Consider the following 17,509-nt stretch of genomic DNA (forward strand, 5'->3'; position numbering starts at 1 on the left):
CCCCTAAGGGTGGCTTTTTCACGGATGCTACCGACTCTTGAGCTTAGTGCTTGCGCGCGTTGCTCAAGCGACGTGCTGCGGCAGCTTGAGCGGCCAGCATGGCCAGCTCGGCTTCCACAACAGCGATATCGGCCTTGTCCTTGGTGTTACGCAGGGCTTCTTCCGCATGCTTGCGGGCTTCCAGCGCCTTTGCTTCATCCAGGTCTTGTGCGCGAATCGCGGTATCCGACAATACAGTGACTTTCCCAGGCTGAACCTCGAGTATGCCGCCAGCGACAAAGATATGCTCTTCGCTGCCATCGTCCATAACGATCTTCAGCGTGCCGGGACGAATCCGCGAGATCAGTGGAGTGTGACCGGGCAAAATACCCAGCTCCCCAGCCTCGCCGGGCAGTGCCACGAACTTTGCTTCACCAGCAAAGATCGATTCTTCAGCACTAACCACGTCAACATGAAGCTTAGCCATGAGTAATCCTTATTACTGAATAGTCTTGGCTTTTTCGAAAGCCTCGTCGATCGAACCGACCATGTAGAACGCCTGTTCTGGCAGTGCATCACACTCGCCGTCGACGATCATCTTGAAGCCGCGCAGGGTTTCAGCCAGTGGAACGTACTTACCAGGCGAGCCGGTAAACACTTCTGCCACGTGGAAAGGCTGAGACAGGAAGCGCTGGATCTTACGAGCACGGGCAACAGCCTGCTTGTCTTCTGGAGACAGCTCGTCCATACCCAGAATCGCGATAATGTCACGCAATTCCTTGTAGCGCTGCAGCGTTTGTTGAACACCGCGAGCCACTGCGTAGTGCTCTTCGCCCACAATTTGTGGATCCAGCTGACGGCTGGTGGAGTCCAGAGGGTCCACAGCGGGGTAAATACCCAGAGCAGCAATGTCACGCGACAACACAACAGTGGAGTCCAAGTGCAAGAAGGTCGTAGCAGGCGATGGGTCAGTCAAGTCATCGGCTGGAACGTAAACGGCCTGGATGGACGTAATCGAACCGGTCTTGGTGGAGGTAATGCGCTCTTGCAGCTTACCCATTTCCTCGGCCAGCGTAGGCTGGTAACCCACTGCGGAAGGCATACGACCCAGCAAAGCGGACACTTCGGTACCAGCCAGCGTGTAGCGGTAGATGTTGTCCACAAAGAACAGGATGTCACGGCCTTCGTCACGGAACTTCTCGGCCATGGTCAGGCCGGACAGTGCCACACGCAGACGGTTGCCTGGAGGTTCGTTCATCTGACCGAACACCATGGCCACTTTGGACTCGCTCAGGTTATCCATCTGGATAACGCCAGCATCGGCCATTTCGTGGTAGAAGTCGTTACCTTCACGGGTACGCTCACCCACACCGGCAAACACGGACAGACCGCTGTGTGCCTTGGCGATGTTGTTGATCAGCTCCAGCATGTTCACGGTCTTGCCCACACCGGCACCACCGAACAGACCAACCTTACCACCCTTGGCGAACGGGCAAACCAGGTCAATCACTTTAATGCCGGTTTCCAGCAGCTCTACGGAAGGCGACAGTTCGTCGAAAGTAGGCGCAGGCTGGTGAATGGCGCGACGCTCGTCAGACTGAATAGGACCGACTTCGTCAATGGGGCGACCTAGAACGTCCATAATGCGACCCAGGGTGCCAACACCCACAGGTACGGAGATGGGAGCGCCCGAACCGGCCACTTCCATACCGCGGCGCAGGCCGTCGCTGGAACCCATGGCGATGGTGCGAACTACACCGTCACCCAATTGTTGCTGTACTTCAAAAGTCAGGCCTTTTTCTGCGAAAGCCGAACTTTCGTCAACGAGCGTCAATGCTTCGTAGACTTTAGGGATGCTGTCGCGGGGGAACTGAATATCCACCACGGCGCCGATGCACTGAACGATGGTACCGTTGCTCATGTTGAGTCCTTGCAATATAACTTTGATGGTGTGCCTTGCCGTGATTACACAGCGGCGGCACCCCCCACGATTTCAGAGATTTCTTTCGTAATCGCTGCCTGGCGGGTCTTGTTATAGACCAGCTGAAGATCGGCAATAACGGTCTTGGCGTTGTCCGAAGCGGCTTTCATCGCCACCATACGAGCAGACTGCTCGGAGGCCATGTTCTCGGCAACGGCCTGATACACCAGACCCTCTACGTAACGCAGCAACAAGTCATCAATAACCGACTTGGCATCGGGTTCGTAGATGTAATCCCAACCGTATTCGGAAGAGTTGACGCTTTCTTGCGCGACTACCTGATCACCAGCCTGGAAAGGATCTTTCAGACCGGAAGGCAGAGGCAGCAAGCGAATAAATGTTGGGTCCTGCTTCATCGTATTGACAAAGCGGCTGGTCGCCAGATAAACAGCATCAATGCGGCCTTCCACGAAGTCGTCGATCTGCACCTTGATGGCGCCAATCAGACGTTCCAGGTTAGGCGCGTCGCCCAAACCCACTTCCTGAGAAACCAGATTGGCACCAACACGCGCCAATGTTCCAGCAGCTTTACCACCCAGAGCCGTCGTCTGAACCTTAATACCCTTGTCCTCAAACTCGCGAACACGCGCAAGTACCAGACGCAGAATATTGGTGTTCAGGCCGCCACACAGACCTTTGTCCGTGCTGACAACCACGATGCCTACCGATTTGACTTCGGCAGGCTCAACCATGTAGGGGTGAGTGTAGTCGGGGTGCGCCTGCATCAGATGCGAAGCAATCTCGCGCACCTTGTCTGCATAGGGACGGCCAGCACGCATCCGCTCTTGCGCCTTGCGCATCTTGGATGCCGCCACCATCTCCATGGCTTTGGTGATCTTGGACGTGTTTTGCACGCTCTTGATCTTAGTACGAATTTCCTTGATTCCGGCCATCACACTTTCCTGTAAGGGCATTATCGGGAGCCAGACTAGGCTGTCGACTCCCGCTAATCATGACGCCGGGGTTTCCGGCGCCTGCCAACAATGATTAGAAAGCGCCGTGCTTTTTGAAGTCCTGGATGGCTGTAACCAACTCAGCCTCGTCTTCTTTAACCAGTTCCTTCTTGCTTTCGATACGCTCAACCAGGGCAGCGAACTTGCTGCGCAGGTGATCTTTCAGGCCTTTCTCGAAAGGCAGAACCTGAGCGACTTCCAGATCGTCGAAGTAACCGTTGTTCACAGCGTACAGGCTCACGGCCAGTTCCCACACAGCCAGAGGCTGGTACTGGGGCTGCTTGAGCAGTTCGACCACGCGCTTACCACGTTCCAGCTGGCGACGGGTTGCGTCATCCAGGTCGGAAGCGAACTGAGCAAACGCAGCCAATTCACGGTACTGAGCCAAGTCGGTACGAATACCGCCGGACAGTTTCTTGATGACCTTGGTTTGAGCAGCGCCACCCACGCGGGACACCGAAATACCGGCGTTAATAGCGGGACGAACACCAGCGTTGAACAGGTCGGACTCCAGGAAGATCTGACCGTCAGTAATCGAAATCACGTTGGTTGGAACGAAAGCGGAAACGTCACCGGCTTGCGTTTCAATGATAGGCAGTGCGGTCAACGAACCGGTCTTGCCTTTCACTTCACCGTTAGTGAATTTTTCTACGTACTCGGCGTTCACACGAGCAGCGCGCTCGAGCAGACGGGAGTGCAGGTAGAACACGTCACCGGGGTAGGCTTCACGGCCTGGTGGGCGACGCAGCAACAGGGATACTTGACGGTAGGCCCAAGCTTGCTTGGTCAAGTCGTCATAAATGATCAGGGCGTCTTCGCCACGATCACGGAAGTATTCACCCATGGTGCAACCGGAGTAAGGAGCCAGGTATTGCATGGCGGCGGACTCGGAAGCCGAGGCGGCCACAACAATCGTGTACTCCAGAGCACCGTGCTCTTCGAGCTTGCGCACCACGTTGTTGATCGTGGAAGCTTTTTGGCCCACGGCAACGTAGATACATTTAACGCCATTGCCCTTTTGAGCAATGATGGTGTCCACAGCCACGGCAGTTTTACCGGTCTGACGGTCACCAATGATCAGTTCGCGCTGACCACGGCCGATTGGCACCATGGAGTCCACGGCTTTCGTGCCGGTCTGCATGGGCTGGGAGACGGACTCACGGGCGATAACGCCAGGAGCCACTTTCTCGATGACGTCAGTCATCTTGGCGTTGATCGGGCCCTTGCCGTCGATAGGCATGCCCAGAGTATCAACCACACGACCCAGCAGTTCGGGGCCAACGGGTACTTCCAGAATACGGCCAGTTGTTTTAACTGCGTCGCCTTCGGAAACACCGGTGTATTCACCCAGAATCACGGCGCCGACAGAGTCGCGCTCGAGGTTAAGGGCCAGACCGAACGTGTTGTTCGGAAATTCGAGCATTTCGCCCTGCATCACATCGGACAAACCGTGGATGCGCGTAATACCGTCGGTCACGGATACGACCGTGCCTTGTGTACGAACGTCAGTCGACGCACCCAGGCCTTCGATGCGGCTCTTGAGCAGTTCGCTGATCTCGGACGGATTAAGTTGCATGTTCAGACTCCTGAAATCCTGTTTACTGACTCGCGCTATGCGGTCAGCGTATCGCGCATGCTGGCCAGCCGGGCCTGCACGGAAGTGTCGAGCACCTGGTCACCAACAATCACCCGAATACCGCCGATAAGGTCAGCGTCGACGGTCACAGTCGGTTTTAGCTTCAGGCCAAACTTTTTCTCCAGCCCAGCGGTCAGCTCAGCAACCTGAGCCTCAGCCATCGGGAAAGCACTGATAATCTGTGCCTGCGCCGTGCCTTCGAGTTGGTGTTTCAATAGATCAAACTGTTCTGCAATTTGTGGCAACAGCAAGATGCGCTGGTTATCCACCAACAATTGAAGAAAGTTGCGAGCCTTTTCGGTGACCTGTGACTTAACCAGGCCCGTAAAGAGTTCGAGTCGCTGCCCGTTATTCAGGCGCGGATCGTTCAGTGCCTCGCGCACATCGTGGAGACCGGCCACCTGAGCCATTTCGGACAACAGGGCCGACCACGATTCGAGGCCCTGGCTGTCGTCGCGTACGGCGGCGAACAGGGCTTCGGCGTAAGGTCTGGCAATAGTCGATAGTTCAGCCATGGCCTGCCTTGATGTTAAAGTTCTGCCTTGAGCTGCTCGAGCAGCTGGGCGTGCGCATTCGCGTCAACTTCGCGTCGCAAGATTTGCTCGGCACCCTTGACAGCCAAGGCAGCCACTTCGCTACGCAGACCTTCACGTACGCGTTGCACTTCCTGGTTAGCGTCTTGCTGGGCCTGCGCAATAATGCGGGCTTTTTCGGCTTCGGCTTCACGACGAGCTTGCTCCAAAAGAGCAGTCGCTTGTTTTTCAGCGTCGACAATGCGTTGATGGTTTTCGGACTTGGCCGAAGCGTCCATCAGGCTGATACGCGCTTGGGCCTGTGCCAGATCGGCCTTGCCTTTATCGGCAGCAGCCAAACCATCAGCGATTTTCTGACGACGATCATCGATTGCTTTCGTCAGTGGCGGCCATACGAATTTCATCGTAAACCAGGCCAAAACGAAAAACACGATCATCTGAAAAAAGAGAGTCGCGTTTAAATTCACGGTCGTATCCCTTCAATACCACGTGTGTAGGAAGCGGTATGCGTCCTGACACATGTATGTTCAAGTCGACAAGCGGTGCATGATCAAACCGAGCAACACACCGCTAACGACGACTGCCTGCCCGTCTGCCAAAAGCGGCAACGGACTCGCCTTATTACCCAACGAATGGGTTGGCGAATGCAAACAACATGGCGATACCGACACCGATCAGGAAAGCAGCATCGATCAGACCGGCCAACAGGAACATCTTGGTTTGCAGAGCGTTCATCAGTTCAGGCTGACGAGCCGATGCTTCCAGATATTTACCACCCATCAGGGCGATACCAATGCAAGCGCCAAAAGCGCCCAGACCGATGATGATACCGCAAGCAAGAGCAACGAGAGCTACGTTGGTCATGACAACTCCTTGGTTAAAAATCAGGTGTAATTCAAAAAAATCAAAGCGTTAGCAGGCCAGGCCTGCTCCCCCCAACCAGACACCATTGTCCAGTCGGAATCGGATTAATGGCCTTCGTGTGCTTGTCCAATATAGACAAGGGTGAGCATCATGAAGATGAACGCCTGGAGCAACACAATCAGAATGTGGAAGATTGCCCACACAGAACCGGCCAGAATGTGACCGATACCCAGTCCCAGGCTGGCGCCATTAAACCCTGTCCATGCGCCACCCAGCAGAGCGATCAACATGAAAACCAGTTCACCGGCAAACATATTGCCGAACAACCGCATGCCCAAGGACACGGACTTGGCCGCGTATTCGATGCAGTTCAGCAAGAAGTTGAAAGGTGCCAGCACAACAGCCATCAGGCCTGTGGCAGTGAACGGTGCAGTAAACAGCTCTTTGACGAAGCCGCCGGGGTGCTTGATCTTGATGCCGTAGTAGAACATCAGCAGCAGCACGCCCATGGACATGCCCATAGGCACGTTCAAGTCAGCGGTTGGCAAAATACGGTGGTAGTACAGAGGGTCGCCATGTTCGGCGGCCAGACCGGTCTGGATGAAGATCCAGCCCAGACCATCAACGGGCAGCAAGTCCAGCACGTTCATCATGACGATCCACAGGAACACGGTCAGCGCCAGGGGCGAGACGAACTTCCGGGACTCAGCGTTAGGAACGATGGATTTGGCCTGGTCTTCAACCCAATCGACCAGCATTTCTACAAAAGACTGCAAGCGGCCTGGTACGCCGGCTGTTGCGGCCGAAGCGGCGCGCCACAGAAAGAAAACCACAACCAGACCCATCAGCAGGGACCAGAACATGGAGTCGTAGTTAATGACACCGAAGTTGGCCAGAACATCCTGTTTTTCACCCAAGTTGTTCAAGTGAACCAAGTGATGCTGGATGTACCCTGACTGAGGCGAAATATCACTAGCAGCAGCCATCTGTATTTACCCTGTGATGTATACGTTATGGGACGAGCCCGTGAAACAAAAATTCGTTATGGCAGCTTGCGGAAAAACAGCAGCAGCACATATCCCTTCAAGACACACAGCAGGCCAAAGAGCAAGGCAGGCCAAACTAACCAGCCCGTGTTTGCCATGGCAGCCGTTGCCAGTGTCAATACCGCAAAACCGAGTTTGAACGCCTCCCCCCAGAAGAAGGAAAGCGCCCCGGCGTTGCCGCCGCCCATCAAACCCAGCAAAATACGCAATGCGAACAATGCGTTAGGCACAAAATAAGCAGCCGCACCAATCAGTGCTGAGGCTGCTGCATATGCGCCGGAAATCCATGCCGACAGGCCAATTGCCACCAGACCCATAAAAGCCTGGGCAACAAGTGCGCGCACAATTCCTTGCCCTGCCCGGCGAGCCATGCGGCTACGTTGCTCGGGCGTAAGTACTACGGGTTCCGGAAATGGTGGCTTGTCCCCTGCTGCCTGCACCGTGGCTGTGGTGCCTGTCTGCTGATAAATCGGCTGATTCATAGTAGGAAACAATCAGATAACGTTGTGTGGGTGGATGTACTGCAAAGGCCTTGGCCAATCCATCCGCGCAATATTATCGGCCCCTTTCAAAAGCCGGTGTCGTCAAACCCATAAAGTATAGCGTCTTTTTTTTGTTGTAAGCAAATTCAGCCTTGCTTGTTTGATACTTAATGCAAGGCTGATTTACGCAATCTCAATGGCATCAAGGGGTAAGCTTATTTTGTAACATTGCAGTGCAGCAATTTTACAACACACCCCTTGTTTTATCAGCGATTGAGAAACTTAGCGGTGCTTGAACTCGGGCTTGCGCTTCTCGACAAAGGCACGCATGCCTTCCTTCTGATCCTCTGTGGCAAACAAGCCATGGAAGTTGCGGCGCTCGAACAGCAGACCTTCTTCCAGCGACGATTCAAAAGCACGGTTCACGCACTCCTTGGCCATCAGGACAGACGGCAGGGACATGCTGGAAATAACCGTGGCGGCGTCCAATGCCTCTTCAATCAGCTTGTCGGCAGGCACCACGCGCGACACCAGACCAGAGCGCTCGGCCTCTTCGGCATTCATCATGCGCGAAGTCAGGATCAGATCCATGGCCTTGGCCTTGCCCACGGCGCGGGGCAGACGCTGCGTACCACCGAAACCGGGGATGACGCCCAGCTTGATTTCTGGCTGACCGAAACGAGCCGAATCAGCGGCAATGATGAAGTCGCACAGCATGGCCAGTTCGCAGCCACCGCCCAAGGCATAGCCAGCGACGGCGGCAATAATGGGCTTGCGGAAACGGCGCAGTTCTTCCCACTGGCCACCCAGATAGTCCTGGGAGCTGACATCGTGGTAATTCCAGTCTTTCATGGCGCCGATATCGGCACCGGCGGCAAAGGCTTTTTCGTTACCGGTCAGCACGATACAACCGATTTCGTTGTCGGCATCGTATTTCTTTAACAGGGCATACAACTCGGCGATCAGCTCGTTATTGAGCGCATTCAAAGCCTTGGGCCGATTTAATGTCAATAAAGCAACACGACCATGCACCTCTGCTTTGACTAAGGGTTCGTTCATGCTGACTCCCAGAAAAATTAAATAGAATAGGGGAATGGAACCTACACCCGTACTTTACCGTGCCGAGCCGACAGATCTCGCCGGCCACCGCCTGACTGTCCAGATACAGATCACTTCCCCCCAAACAGATGGCCAGATCTTGAGCCTTCCGGCCTGGATCCCTGGCAGCTACCTGATCCGCGACTTCTCGCGTCAGATCGAAAGCATAGCCGCCTTCTCCGGCGAAAAGCCGGTTTCCATCCGCAAGCTGGACAACCATCGCTGGCAGTGCGAACCCTGCGAGGGACCCTTGAGCATTCAGTACCAGGTCTATGCCTGGGACCTGTCCGTACGAGGCGCGCATATTGATCAGACCCATGCTTTCTTTAATGGCACCAGCGCCCTGCTGGCCGTTGAGGGCCAGACTGAACAGCCTTGCCTGCTGGAACTGGTGTCCAACGAGGACATGGAAGACTGGCAGGTTTACACCAGCCTGCCCGAGGCCACCGGCATTCCAGGCGCGGCAGAGCGCTATGGTTTTGGCCTGTACCGCGCCAGCAATTACGACGAGCTGATCGACCACCCCATTGAAATGGGCACTCCCCAGGTCATCAGCTTCTTTGCCCACGGCGCTGAACACGAACTGGTCTTTACTGGCGTCATCCCGAACCTGGACCTGCCCCGCATTGCCCGTGACGTAGAGAAAATCTGTGCCGAGCAAATCGCCTTTTTCGAACCTGAAACCCGTCGCGCGCCCTTCCTGGATTGCAGCTCGCGCTACGTGTTCATGACCATGGTGACCGATGATGGTTACGGCGGACTGGAGCATCGCGCCTCGACCGCCCTGATGGCTTCGCGTCGAGACCTGCCTACCCAGGGCCAGGACAAATCGGTGAAAAGCGCGGGCTACCAGACCTTTTTGGGCCTGGTCAGCCATGAGTACTTCCATACCTGGAACGTCAAACGCATCAAGCCCGCCGTCTTCGCACCCTATGACCTGAGCCGTGAAAACCACACCCGCTTGCTATGGGTGTTTGAAGGCTTCACCTCGTACTACGACGATTTGATGCTGCTGCGCTCGGGCGTGCTGAGCGAAGCCGACTACCTGAAGCTGCTGGCCAAGAACATCAATGCCGTTGAGCGTGGCCCCGGGCGCTTCAAGCAGTCCGCCGCACAAAGCTCTTTTGACGCCTGGACGCGCTATTACAAGCAGGACGAGAACTCCCCCAACGCACTGGTCAGCTATTACAGCAAGGGCGCACTGATCGCCCTGGGCCTGGACCTGTGCATTCGCAGCCATACCCAGCAGGCCAAGGGGCTGGACGATGTGATGCTCTTGATGTGGGCACGCTATGGGCGCGACTTCTATCAAGGCAAGCCTCGCGGCATCCCAGAGGACGCCATGCCAGCGCTGATTCTGGAGGCAACTGGCTATGACGCCACAGACTTCATTGCCCGCTATGTGGAAGGCTGCGAGGACCTGCCCCTGAAGCCCTGGCTGGCCGAACAAGGCCTGAAGCTGGAATGGCAAGCCTCCTCCAAGCTGCCCAGTCTGAACGCCCGCTTGCGCCAAAGCGCAGGCCAATGCCAACTGGCCACGGTATTTACTGATGGTGCAGCGCATCAAGCCGGGCTGTCTGCCGGTGATGCCCTGGTCGCTATTGACGGCTTGCGTGTCAGTGACACCGCCAGCCTGGAGCGCCTGCTGGCAGCCTATGAGCCCGGCCAGACCGTACAAGTTCACGCCTTCCGCCGCGATGAACTACACTGCTTCACGCTACAACTGGCACGCCCTGCTCTGGACGAATGCGTCCTGAGCCGCCTGCCCTAATCTTCTTTCCAGGCCCGCCAACCATGGCGGGCCTGCTACTTTGTTTTTGCCATGACTACACGCCGTATATTCATCAACAATCTGGTGGTGCAAGCCTCTATCGGCATGCTGGACCACGAACTGGTTCACCGCCAGCCCCTGCATATTGATGCCGAATTCGACACCACCATTACGCAGGACGTTCAGGACGAGGACATCGGGACCGTGTTGGACTACCGTCAGCTGCGCGAGGCACTGATCGACGTCAGCACCACGGAACACACGAATCTGCTGGAAACACTGGTAGAGCGCTTGGCTGAGCGCATCCAGAATGATTTCCCGACCGTGGAACGCGTTAAAATCCGCGCCAGCAAACCCGAGGCCTTTGCCGACTGTGATGCCGTCGGCATCGAGATTGAACGCAGCCGCTAAAGCCCCCTGCCCCGCCTCTGGCTGGGGCTACGACGACACTTCTTTCCGCTTTTCCTTATGTCCCAAGACACCAGCACCCTCCCTCCTTCCGAAACCGAGACTCCCGTGTTTGCCAGCAAAGCTGAACGCAAGCAGCGCGTCAATGACAACAAGCTGAGCAAACGCATCATGCGTGAGGTGGGCCGCGCCATCGGTGACTTCAACATGATCGAGGAAGGCGACAAGATCATGGTCTGCCTGTCTGGCGGCAAGGATTCCTACGGCCTGCTGGACGTGCTGATGACTTTGCAAAAGCGCGCTCCGATCAAGTTCGACATCGTGGCCGTGAACCTGGACCAGAAACAGCCCGGTTTCCCTGACCACATCCTGCCCGAGTATCTGGAAAAGCTGGGCGTGCCCTATCACATCGAAACTCAGGACACGTACTCGGTGGTGACGCGCGTGATTGCCGAAGGCAAGACCATGTGCTCGCTGTGCTCGCGTTTGCGTCGCGGCATCTTGTACCGTGTCGCCAAGGAACTGGGTGCCACCAAGATCGCCCTGGGCCATCATCGAGATGACATTCTGGCTACCTTCTTCCTGAACCTGTTTTACGGTGGCCGCATGAAAGGCATGCCACCCAAGCTGATGTCGGACAATGGCGAACACATCGTGATCCGCCCTCTGGCCTATGTACCCGAGAAGGACCTGATCGCCTACGCCAAGCTGAAAGAATTCCCCATCATCCCCTGTAACTTGTGCGGTTCGCAGGAAAACCTGAAGCGCCAGGAGATCAACCGCATGATTGCGGAATGGGACAAGAAATTCCCGCACCGTTCCTGGAACGTGTTTGGAGCTCTGACACGCGTGGTGCCTTCGCACCTGATGGACCCCAAGCTGCATAACTTTGCAGACCTGAAGGTCACAGGCCAGGCCGATCCGGAAGGCGATAAAGGCTTTGATCAGGATTATTTTGACGATCACCTGCCCGAGAGCTTGCTGGCCGCAGGCTTTGAGGAAGATAACGACGACGCTACTCCGGGCGTGCGTCAGGATGCCTTCACACCTGCTCAGCCTGCCGCTTCCGGTGAACAGCAGATTGTGTTCATGAGCAAGCGTCGTTCCGGCCAATAAACATGACACGCGGCTTAGCGTAGCGCTTGCCGCCTGCAAATACACAAGCGACAGACAATAAAAAGCCCCGATATAAACCGCTAGTGTCTGGAATGATATCCAGATTGTGGAGGTTTATATCGGGGCTTTTTTTGCGCCCGCTGAACGACTATCAGGCCTTAGCTCGGTTTTTGCGAACCATCCCAGCGTTCACCGGACACCTGAATATCGAACAATTCCAACACCCGCATCACCGTGTGATCGACAATATCATCGATGTTTTTGGGTCGCAGGTAAAACGCGGGCATAGGCGGGAAGATGATCCCGCCCATCTCCGTCACGGCCGTCATATTGCGCAAATGCGCCAGATTGAATGGCGTTTCACGCACCATCATCACCAAACGACGACGCTCTTTCAAGGTAACGTCGGCAGCCCGGGTAATCAGGTTGTCAGACAAACCATGCGCCACGGCGGCCAGCGTACGCATCGAGCACGGCACAATCACCATGCCCGCCGTAGGAAAACTGCCACTGGCCAAGGTTGCACCCACATCGCGGAAGCTGTGCACCTGATCGGCCAGAGCCTGAATCTCGTGCCTGCCGATATCCAGCTCATATTTGATGTTCAGCACCCCGGAGGGCGAGATCACCAAATGAGTTTCCACATCCGGACAGGACTGCAGCACTTGCAGCAGGCGCACGGTGTAGACCGCCCCGGTGGCCCCGGTCATGCCGATGACCAGGCGTCGCTTGGTGCTCACTCCAGAGCCCCAGCCTCGCGCAGCATGGTTTCCAGTTCGCCGTTTTCGTACATTTCAGACACGATGTCCGAACCGCCGACGAATTCGCCCTTGATGTACAGCTGGGGGATGGTGGGCCAGTTGGAGAAGTCCTTGATGCCCTGACGCACTTCGGCGTCGTCCAGCACGTTGACCACAACCACCTGGCTCAGGCCAACAGCGCGCAGAATCTGCACGGTGCGTGCGGAGAAACCACACTGAGGAGCTTGAGCTGTGCCCTTCATAAACAGCACAACGGGGTTTTCCGTTACGGTTTCGCGGATGAAATCTTGAACTTCACTCATGATGTTCTCTTAAGAAAAGAATTAACACTGTCCACCTGTGACCCGCCGGATTCCTGCCAGATCCTCATAACTGATGACCTGTTTGAACCCTGCCTGCCGCAGCATATTTTGCACATGGTCGGCCTGATCCCAGCCGTGCTCCATGAGAAGACTAGCACCAGGACGCAGATACGGCCCGGCTCCCTGAACTATTGTACGCAAATCCGTCAAGCCGTCAGAGCCATCGGTCAGTGCCTGACGCGGCTCGAACCGCACATCGCCCTGCGCCAGATGTTCATCATCCACTGCAATGTATGGAGGGTTGGACACGATCAGGTCAAAAGGTTCCTGGCCTGCCACGGCATCGTACCAACTCCCCAGGCAAAACTCGACTTTCCCACACAAACGCTGAGCATTTAAGCCCGCCTGCGCCAATACCAGTGTGCTGATGTCACTGGCGACCACATGGGCATCAGGACGTGCCAGCGCCAGAGAAACCGCAATGGCGCCGCTGCCACAGCCCATATCCAGAATGCGGGGAGATTGGATGTTCTGCACACGCTCCAAGGCACGCTCAACCAGGGTTTCGGTATCCGGGCGAGGAATCAGCACCGAGGGCGACACCAGAAACTCATGGCCCATGAATTCCCGCACACCGACGATATACGCCATGGGCTCGCCCGCCACACGGCGGGCTTCCAGAGCTTGATAGGCTTGGATCTTGTCCAGCGGCAACTCGTCCGTGTCGTGCGCAATCAGCCAGGAACGACCGACGCCCAGCACCTGCATCCACAGCATGTCGCGCTCCAGGCGCGGCAAGGGACTTAACGGCTGCAAGGCTCGCAAGGTACGGGGATAGTCGGCAGGCGTGGCCATTGAGGACACGGCCTGCTCACCGGATAGGCTCTTGCTCACGCCTGCGCCAGATCAGCCAGCAAACCGGCCTGATGCTCGGACAGCAAGGCCTTGATCAGCTCGTCCAGATCGCCGTCCATGATGTAGCCCAGCTTGTACAAGGTCAGATTGATACGGTGATCCGTCATGCGGCCTTGCGGGAAGTTGTAGGTACGGATGCGCTCGGAGCGGTCTCCCGTACCGACCAGGCTTTTACGCTCGGCGGCTTCTTTGTCAGATTGCTCACGCTGCTGCTTGTCTTTCAGACGAGCGGCCAGCACCTGCAAGGCCTTTTCGCGGTTACGGTGCTGGGAACGGTCGTCCTGACACTCCACCACCAAACCTGTAGGCAAGTGAGTCAGACGAACGGCAGAGTCCGTCTTGTTCACGTGCTGACCCCCGGCACCACTGGCGCGGAAGGTGTCCACACGCAAATCAGCAGGATTGATGGTGATTTCAGCCAGGCCTTCGGCTTCGGGCAACACGGCCACGGTACACGTAGAGGTATGGATGCGACCCTGGGCTTCAGTCTCAGGCACACGCTGCACACGGTGCGCACCGGACTCGAACTTCAGACGCCCGTACACATCCTGGCCTTCAATTCGAACGATCACTTCCTTGTAACCACCCACTTCCGAATCGCTGGCAGACATGATCTCCGTACGCCAGCCGCAGTTTTCAGCATAGCGCATGTACATGCGCAGCAAATCCCCGGCAAACAAAGCGCTTTCGTCCCCACCGGCACCGGCGCGGATTTCAATGAACACGTTACGGGTGTCGTCCGGGTCGCGCGGCAGGAGCAGGATTTGCAGTTCATCCTCCAGTTGAGCGATACGTTCCTTGCCCAACTTGTATTCTTCTTCGCCCATTTCCTTCAATTCAGGGTCGGACATCATGTCCTGGGCCGCTTGCAGATCCCCTTCGGCAGCCTCATAGCTTTTGAAGGCTGCTACAACAGGGTCCAGCTCGGAGCGCTCGCGCGACAGTTTGCGAAACTCGTCCATATTGCTGGCAATTTCAGGCTCGGCAAGCATGGCATCAACTTCATGCAGACGGCGAGCCAATTGCTCAAGCCGACTGCGCATAGAGTCTTTCATAGGGAACAGCCTAAAGGGAAAATCAGAGGGTCTGGGCGCAGTTCAAAGCTATCGGGCTGCACCGCAGGAGAGTCGGTGAACAGACAACAGCCCAAACGCTAACGTCGACGGGTGGTCGAGGGCAACAGACGAGGCAGCAAATTCAACAATTGCTCGCGCTCGGAACCTTCACTGCGCGTCAATTCAGCCATCGGGCCGTGCATGTACTTTTGAGTCAGGCCATGCGCCAGCATTTCAATGACTTCTGCTGGATCATCGCCACGGGCCAACATGCGGCGCGCGCGCTCCAGCTCGTGTTGACGTACTTTTTCGACCGACTGCTGCACATCCAGAATGGCCGGCACAATCGCACGGGTACTCAGCCAGTGCATGTAATGCTGCACCTGGGTGTCAATAATGGCTTCAGCCTGCACCACAGCGGCCTGACGGGCATCGGCACCCCGTTGTACAAAGCGGCCCAGATCATCGACGGTATACAGGTACACGTCGTCCAGGCGACCTACTTCGGTTTCAATATCGCGTGGCACGGCCAGATCAACCATGACCACAGGGCGGTGACGACGCGAACGCACAGCTCGTTCCACCATACCCAGACCCAGAATGGGCAAGGTACTGGCCGTACAGGACACCACCACGTCAAAATCTGCCAGACGATCAGGCACATCAGCCAGCTTCATGGTGCTGGCCATGAAGCGCGAGGCCAGGCTTTCAGCCCGTTCCTGAGTACGGTTGGCGACCACGATGCTACAGGGGTTCACTGCCGCAAAGTGCGTGGCACACAGCTCGATCATTTCCCCAGCACCAATAAACAGCACTTTGGCCTGGCTCAGGTCACCAAACACACGCTCGGCCAAACGGACAGCCGCGGCAGCCATGGACACCGAATGGGCGCCAATAGCGGTTTGCGTACGGACTTCCTTGGCCACCGAGAAGGTGCGCTGGAACAATTGATGCAACAAGGTGCCCAGCGAGCCGGCCTCGTTGGCGGCACGCACGGCATCTTTCATCTGACCCAGAATCTGGGGCTCACCCAAGACCATGGAGTCCAGACCGCTGGCAACACGGAACGCATGGCGCACGGCCTCGTTCTGGTTGTAGCGGTACAGATGGGGGGTCAGCTCGGCAGAGCGCAGACTGTTGAAGTCTGCCATCCATTCGGGCAGACGCTCAGCCACATGGGGCTCGGCCGCACAGTAGATCTCGGTACGATTACAGGTAGACAGAATGGCTGCTTCACGGACACCGGTGCCGAACGTGGCACGCAAGGTATCAAGCGCAGGCTTTAACACATCGATCGGAAACGCAACGCGCTCGCGCACGGCAACGGGCGCGGACACATGATTCAGACCGAAGGTTAGAACATCTACAGACATGAGCAGTACAGGCTATAGCCCTGAAAAGACCAAGACTGGCAATTTTGCAAAGGCAAAACGCATGAAATTTAAGTGATTTTACGCCGCAAGCCGCAATTTTGCCAAAAATGTTACTTGAATTGCCCTTTTGTGATTACAATTGCACTCCTTTATGCAGCCCTCTTTTCGCTGAAAAGGGCCTCCCCCTAGGGGTACGGCAAATTTGAAGTCGAAAAGATGCATAAATTTTTTGTTGTACTATGCGCACAAATTAAAAAACGTGGTATAGTTCTATTTTTACCGAGCAGTACACGTTGGCCTGGTAGCTCAGTCGGTAGAGCAGAGGATTGAAAATCCTTGTGTCGGTGGTTCGATTCCGCCCCAGGCCACCAAGAATTCAAGCAAAAAGCCCAGTCAAACGACTGGGCTTTTTTTTTTCTACTTGCCAGATGCGCATCAAACAGCCAGAGCAACTGGATTACCCATATGCGCATGGCTCAAGCGAACACCTCTTTGCTGGGCCAATATCGAGATTCTCGATATAACGGAAGTATCGATAATCTCGATACTTGCTGTTCCAGCCCCCCGTCGCCCTCAAAACCCCACCGGCTCCGCCATCCAGCCAAACCCGGCCGTCATGGTCGGTGGTGGTGTTACACAGGCCTTGCGCCCCTGCCGTAGCTCCGTCCAGTTTCCGAGCAAGGCCTGTTCGCAATGCGCCTCAGCCCGGCGCAGTTCGTTGCGTGCTTTGCTGGTGGTGACGCCGAAGCGCTCAGCCACCACGCTAAGGCTTTGTTCCTCAAGGCGAGCCGCCAGAAAGATGGCGCGACGTTGGCGGGGCAGCAGCTCGATGGCGTAGATCAGGACGGACAGCAAAGATCGGCCGATCAGGCTGGACTCTGGCCCCGGCATGGGGGAAATCTGCTGATGCTCTTCCAGTTCCTCCAGGGGCACCAGCGTCCCTCTGCCGGACTCGGCTCGCCATTCATCGATCGCCAGATTGCTGGCCATACGCAGTAAATACAGGCGGGGGTTGGCGACCGGCCCGATCTCCCGGCTGCCATGCAGACGCAGCCAGGTGTCGTGCAAGGCATCCGCTGCGCGGTCGCGGCAGCGCAGGCGGATGGTCAATTGACGCAGCAGCTCTTCGTAGTGCACCTTCAGATACAAGCACAGTGAATACTGCGGCGTCACACACTCTTCATTACGCTTGCGTGTAGGCAAGGGCAGGCAAGTGGACAGCATGATCAGATCTCC

The 17,509-nt window shown here is 56.3% G+C and carries 19 protein-coding genes and 1 tRNA gene; 4 read left to right on the plus strand and 16 right to left on the minus strand.

The annotated features are described in order from the left end of the window. Nucleotides 1–43: 43 nt before the first annotated feature. From NBV64_RS16950 to NBV64_RS16995, 10 genes are all read right to left on the minus strand, one after another. Nucleotides 44–466, minus strand: coding sequence for a F0F1 ATP synthase subunit epsilon (locus tag NBV64_RS16950; protein ID WP_009464130.1), 423 nt, complete (start codon nucleotides 464–466; stop codon nucleotides 44–46). Nucleotides 467–478: 12 nt separating this feature from the next. Beyond that, nucleotides 479–1,900 carry a F0F1 ATP synthase subunit beta gene (gene atpD, locus NBV64_RS16955; protein WP_003805012.1) on the minus strand — a complete coding sequence of 474 codons (1,422 nt, stop codon included), beginning with the start codon at nucleotides 1,898–1,900 and terminating at the stop codon, nucleotides 479–481. A gap of 44 nt (nucleotides 1,901–1,944) precedes the next feature. Further along, on the minus strand, nucleotides 1,945–2,853 hold the full coding sequence (gene atpG, locus NBV64_RS16960) for a F0F1 ATP synthase subunit gamma (protein WP_003805009.1): 909 nt from the start codon (nucleotides 2,851–2,853) through the stop codon (nucleotides 1,945–1,947). Nucleotides 2,854–2,947: 94 nt separating this feature from the next. Further along, on the minus strand, nucleotides 2,948–4,489 hold the full coding sequence (gene atpA / locus NBV64_RS16965) for a F0F1 ATP synthase subunit alpha (RefSeq protein ID WP_003805007.1): 1,542 nt from the start codon (nucleotides 4,487–4,489) through the stop codon (nucleotides 2,948–2,950). Nucleotides 4,490–4,524: 35 nt separating this feature from the next. Beyond that, a complete protein-coding gene (locus NBV64_RS16970; protein ID WP_003805005.1) occupies nucleotides 4,525–5,064 on the minus strand; it encodes a F0F1 ATP synthase subunit delta in 540 nt (179 codons plus the stop codon). 14 nt (nucleotides 5,065–5,078) lie between these two features. After that, nucleotides 5,079–5,549 carry a F0F1 ATP synthase subunit B gene (locus NBV64_RS16975; protein ID WP_009464119.1) on the minus strand — a complete coding sequence of 157 codons (471 nt, stop codon included), beginning with the start codon at nucleotides 5,547–5,549 and terminating at the stop codon, nucleotides 5,079–5,081. Nucleotides 5,550–5,703: 154 nt separating this feature from the next. Continuing rightward, nucleotides 5,704–5,946 (minus strand): F0F1 ATP synthase subunit C, encoded by a 243-nt coding sequence (gene atpE, locus NBV64_RS16980; protein WP_009464117.1) that lies wholly within the window; start codon nucleotides 5,944–5,946, stop codon nucleotides 5,704–5,706. A 104-nt stretch (nucleotides 5,947–6,050) separates the two neighbouring features. Further along, nucleotides 6,051–6,932, minus strand: a complete 882-nt coding sequence (atpB, locus tag NBV64_RS16985) for a F0F1 ATP synthase subunit A (protein WP_009464115.1) — start codon at nucleotides 6,930–6,932, stop codon at nucleotides 6,051–6,053. A 56-nt stretch (nucleotides 6,933–6,988) separates the two neighbouring features. Beyond that, nucleotides 6,989–7,474 (minus strand): ATP synthase subunit I, encoded by a 486-nt coding sequence (locus tag NBV64_RS16990; protein WP_250756204.1) that lies wholly within the window; start codon nucleotides 7,472–7,474, stop codon nucleotides 6,989–6,991. Nucleotides 7,475–7,756: 282 nt separating this feature from the next. After that, nucleotides 7,757–8,533, minus strand: coding sequence for an enoyl-CoA hydratase (locus NBV64_RS16995; protein WP_009464111.1), 777 nt, complete (start codon nucleotides 8,531–8,533; stop codon nucleotides 7,757–7,759). A gap of 34 nt (nucleotides 8,534–8,567) precedes the next feature. Here NBV64_RS16995 and NBV64_RS17000 point away from each other — a divergent pair, with 34 nt between their 5' ends. Genes NBV64_RS17000 through ttcA form a run of 3 tightly spaced genes read left to right on the plus strand, consistent with a single transcriptional unit; the run spans nucleotide 8,568 to nucleotide 11,867 of the window. Then, nucleotides 8,568–10,343 (plus strand): M61 family metallopeptidase, encoded by a 1,776-nt coding sequence (locus NBV64_RS17000; RefSeq protein ID WP_250756205.1) that lies wholly within the window; start codon nucleotides 8,568–8,570, stop codon nucleotides 10,341–10,343. 51 nt (nucleotides 10,344–10,394) lie between these two features. Beyond that, complete coding sequence (folB, locus tag NBV64_RS17005; protein WP_009464109.1) at nucleotides 10,395–10,754, plus strand: dihydroneopterin aldolase; 360 nt, start codon at nucleotides 10,395–10,397, stop codon at nucleotides 10,752–10,754. Nucleotides 10,755–10,811: 57 nt separating this feature from the next. Then, nucleotides 10,812–11,867, plus strand: a complete 1,056-nt coding sequence (gene ttcA / locus NBV64_RS17010) for a tRNA 2-thiocytidine(32) synthetase TtcA (RefSeq protein WP_009464107.1) — start codon at nucleotides 10,812–10,814, stop codon at nucleotides 11,865–11,867. A 158-nt stretch (nucleotides 11,868–12,025) separates the two neighbouring features. On the opposite strand, the gene NBV64_RS17015 is transcribed toward ttcA, so the two are convergent. From NBV64_RS17015 to hemA, 5 genes are all read right to left on the minus strand, one after another. After that, on the minus strand, nucleotides 12,026–12,607 hold the full coding sequence (locus tag NBV64_RS17015) for a UbiX family flavin prenyltransferase (protein ID WP_009464105.1): 582 nt from the start codon (nucleotides 12,605–12,607) through the stop codon (nucleotides 12,026–12,028). Then, nucleotides 12,604–12,930, minus strand: coding sequence for a Grx4 family monothiol glutaredoxin (gene grxD / locus NBV64_RS17020; RefSeq protein ID WP_003804985.1), 327 nt, complete (start codon nucleotides 12,928–12,930; stop codon nucleotides 12,604–12,606). Before grxD ends, NBV64_RS17015 begins: the two co-directional genes overlap by 4 nt. 21 nt (nucleotides 12,931–12,951) lie before the next feature. Further along, a complete protein-coding gene (gene prmC / locus NBV64_RS17025) occupies nucleotides 12,952–13,785 on the minus strand; it encodes a peptide chain release factor N(5)-glutamine methyltransferase (protein ID WP_031232905.1) in 834 nt (277 codons plus the stop codon). Between the two features lie 35 nt (nucleotides 13,786–13,820). Next, on the minus strand, nucleotides 13,821–14,900 hold the full coding sequence (prfA, locus tag NBV64_RS17030; RefSeq protein ID WP_009464100.1) for a peptide chain release factor 1: 1,080 nt from the start codon (nucleotides 14,898–14,900) through the stop codon (nucleotides 13,821–13,823). 98 nt (nucleotides 14,901–14,998) lie between these two features. Continuing rightward, nucleotides 14,999–16,273: a glutamyl-tRNA reductase gene (hemA, locus tag NBV64_RS17035; RefSeq protein WP_021447198.1), complete on the minus strand. Its 1,275-nt coding sequence runs from the start codon at nucleotides 16,271–16,273 to the stop codon at nucleotides 14,999–15,001. A 295-nt stretch (nucleotides 16,274–16,568) separates the two neighbouring features. Between hemA and NBV64_RS17040 the strand changes: the two genes are divergently transcribed. Then, nucleotides 16,569–16,644 (plus strand) — tRNA-Phe (locus NBV64_RS17040). 202 nt (nucleotides 16,645–16,846) lie between these two features. Here NBV64_RS17040 and NBV64_RS17045 read toward each other — a convergent pair. Beyond that, nucleotides 16,847–17,497: an RNA polymerase sigma factor gene (locus NBV64_RS17045; protein WP_143241239.1), complete on the minus strand. Its 651-nt coding sequence runs from the start codon at nucleotides 17,495–17,497 to the stop codon at nucleotides 16,847–16,849. Between the last annotated feature and the right edge of the window lie 12 nt (nucleotides 17,498–17,509).

It is taken from the genome of Alcaligenes sp. DN25 (assembly GCF_023674485.1).
Lineage (GTDB): Bacteria > Pseudomonadota > Gammaproteobacteria > Burkholderiales > Burkholderiaceae_B > Alcaligenes > Alcaligenes phenolicus.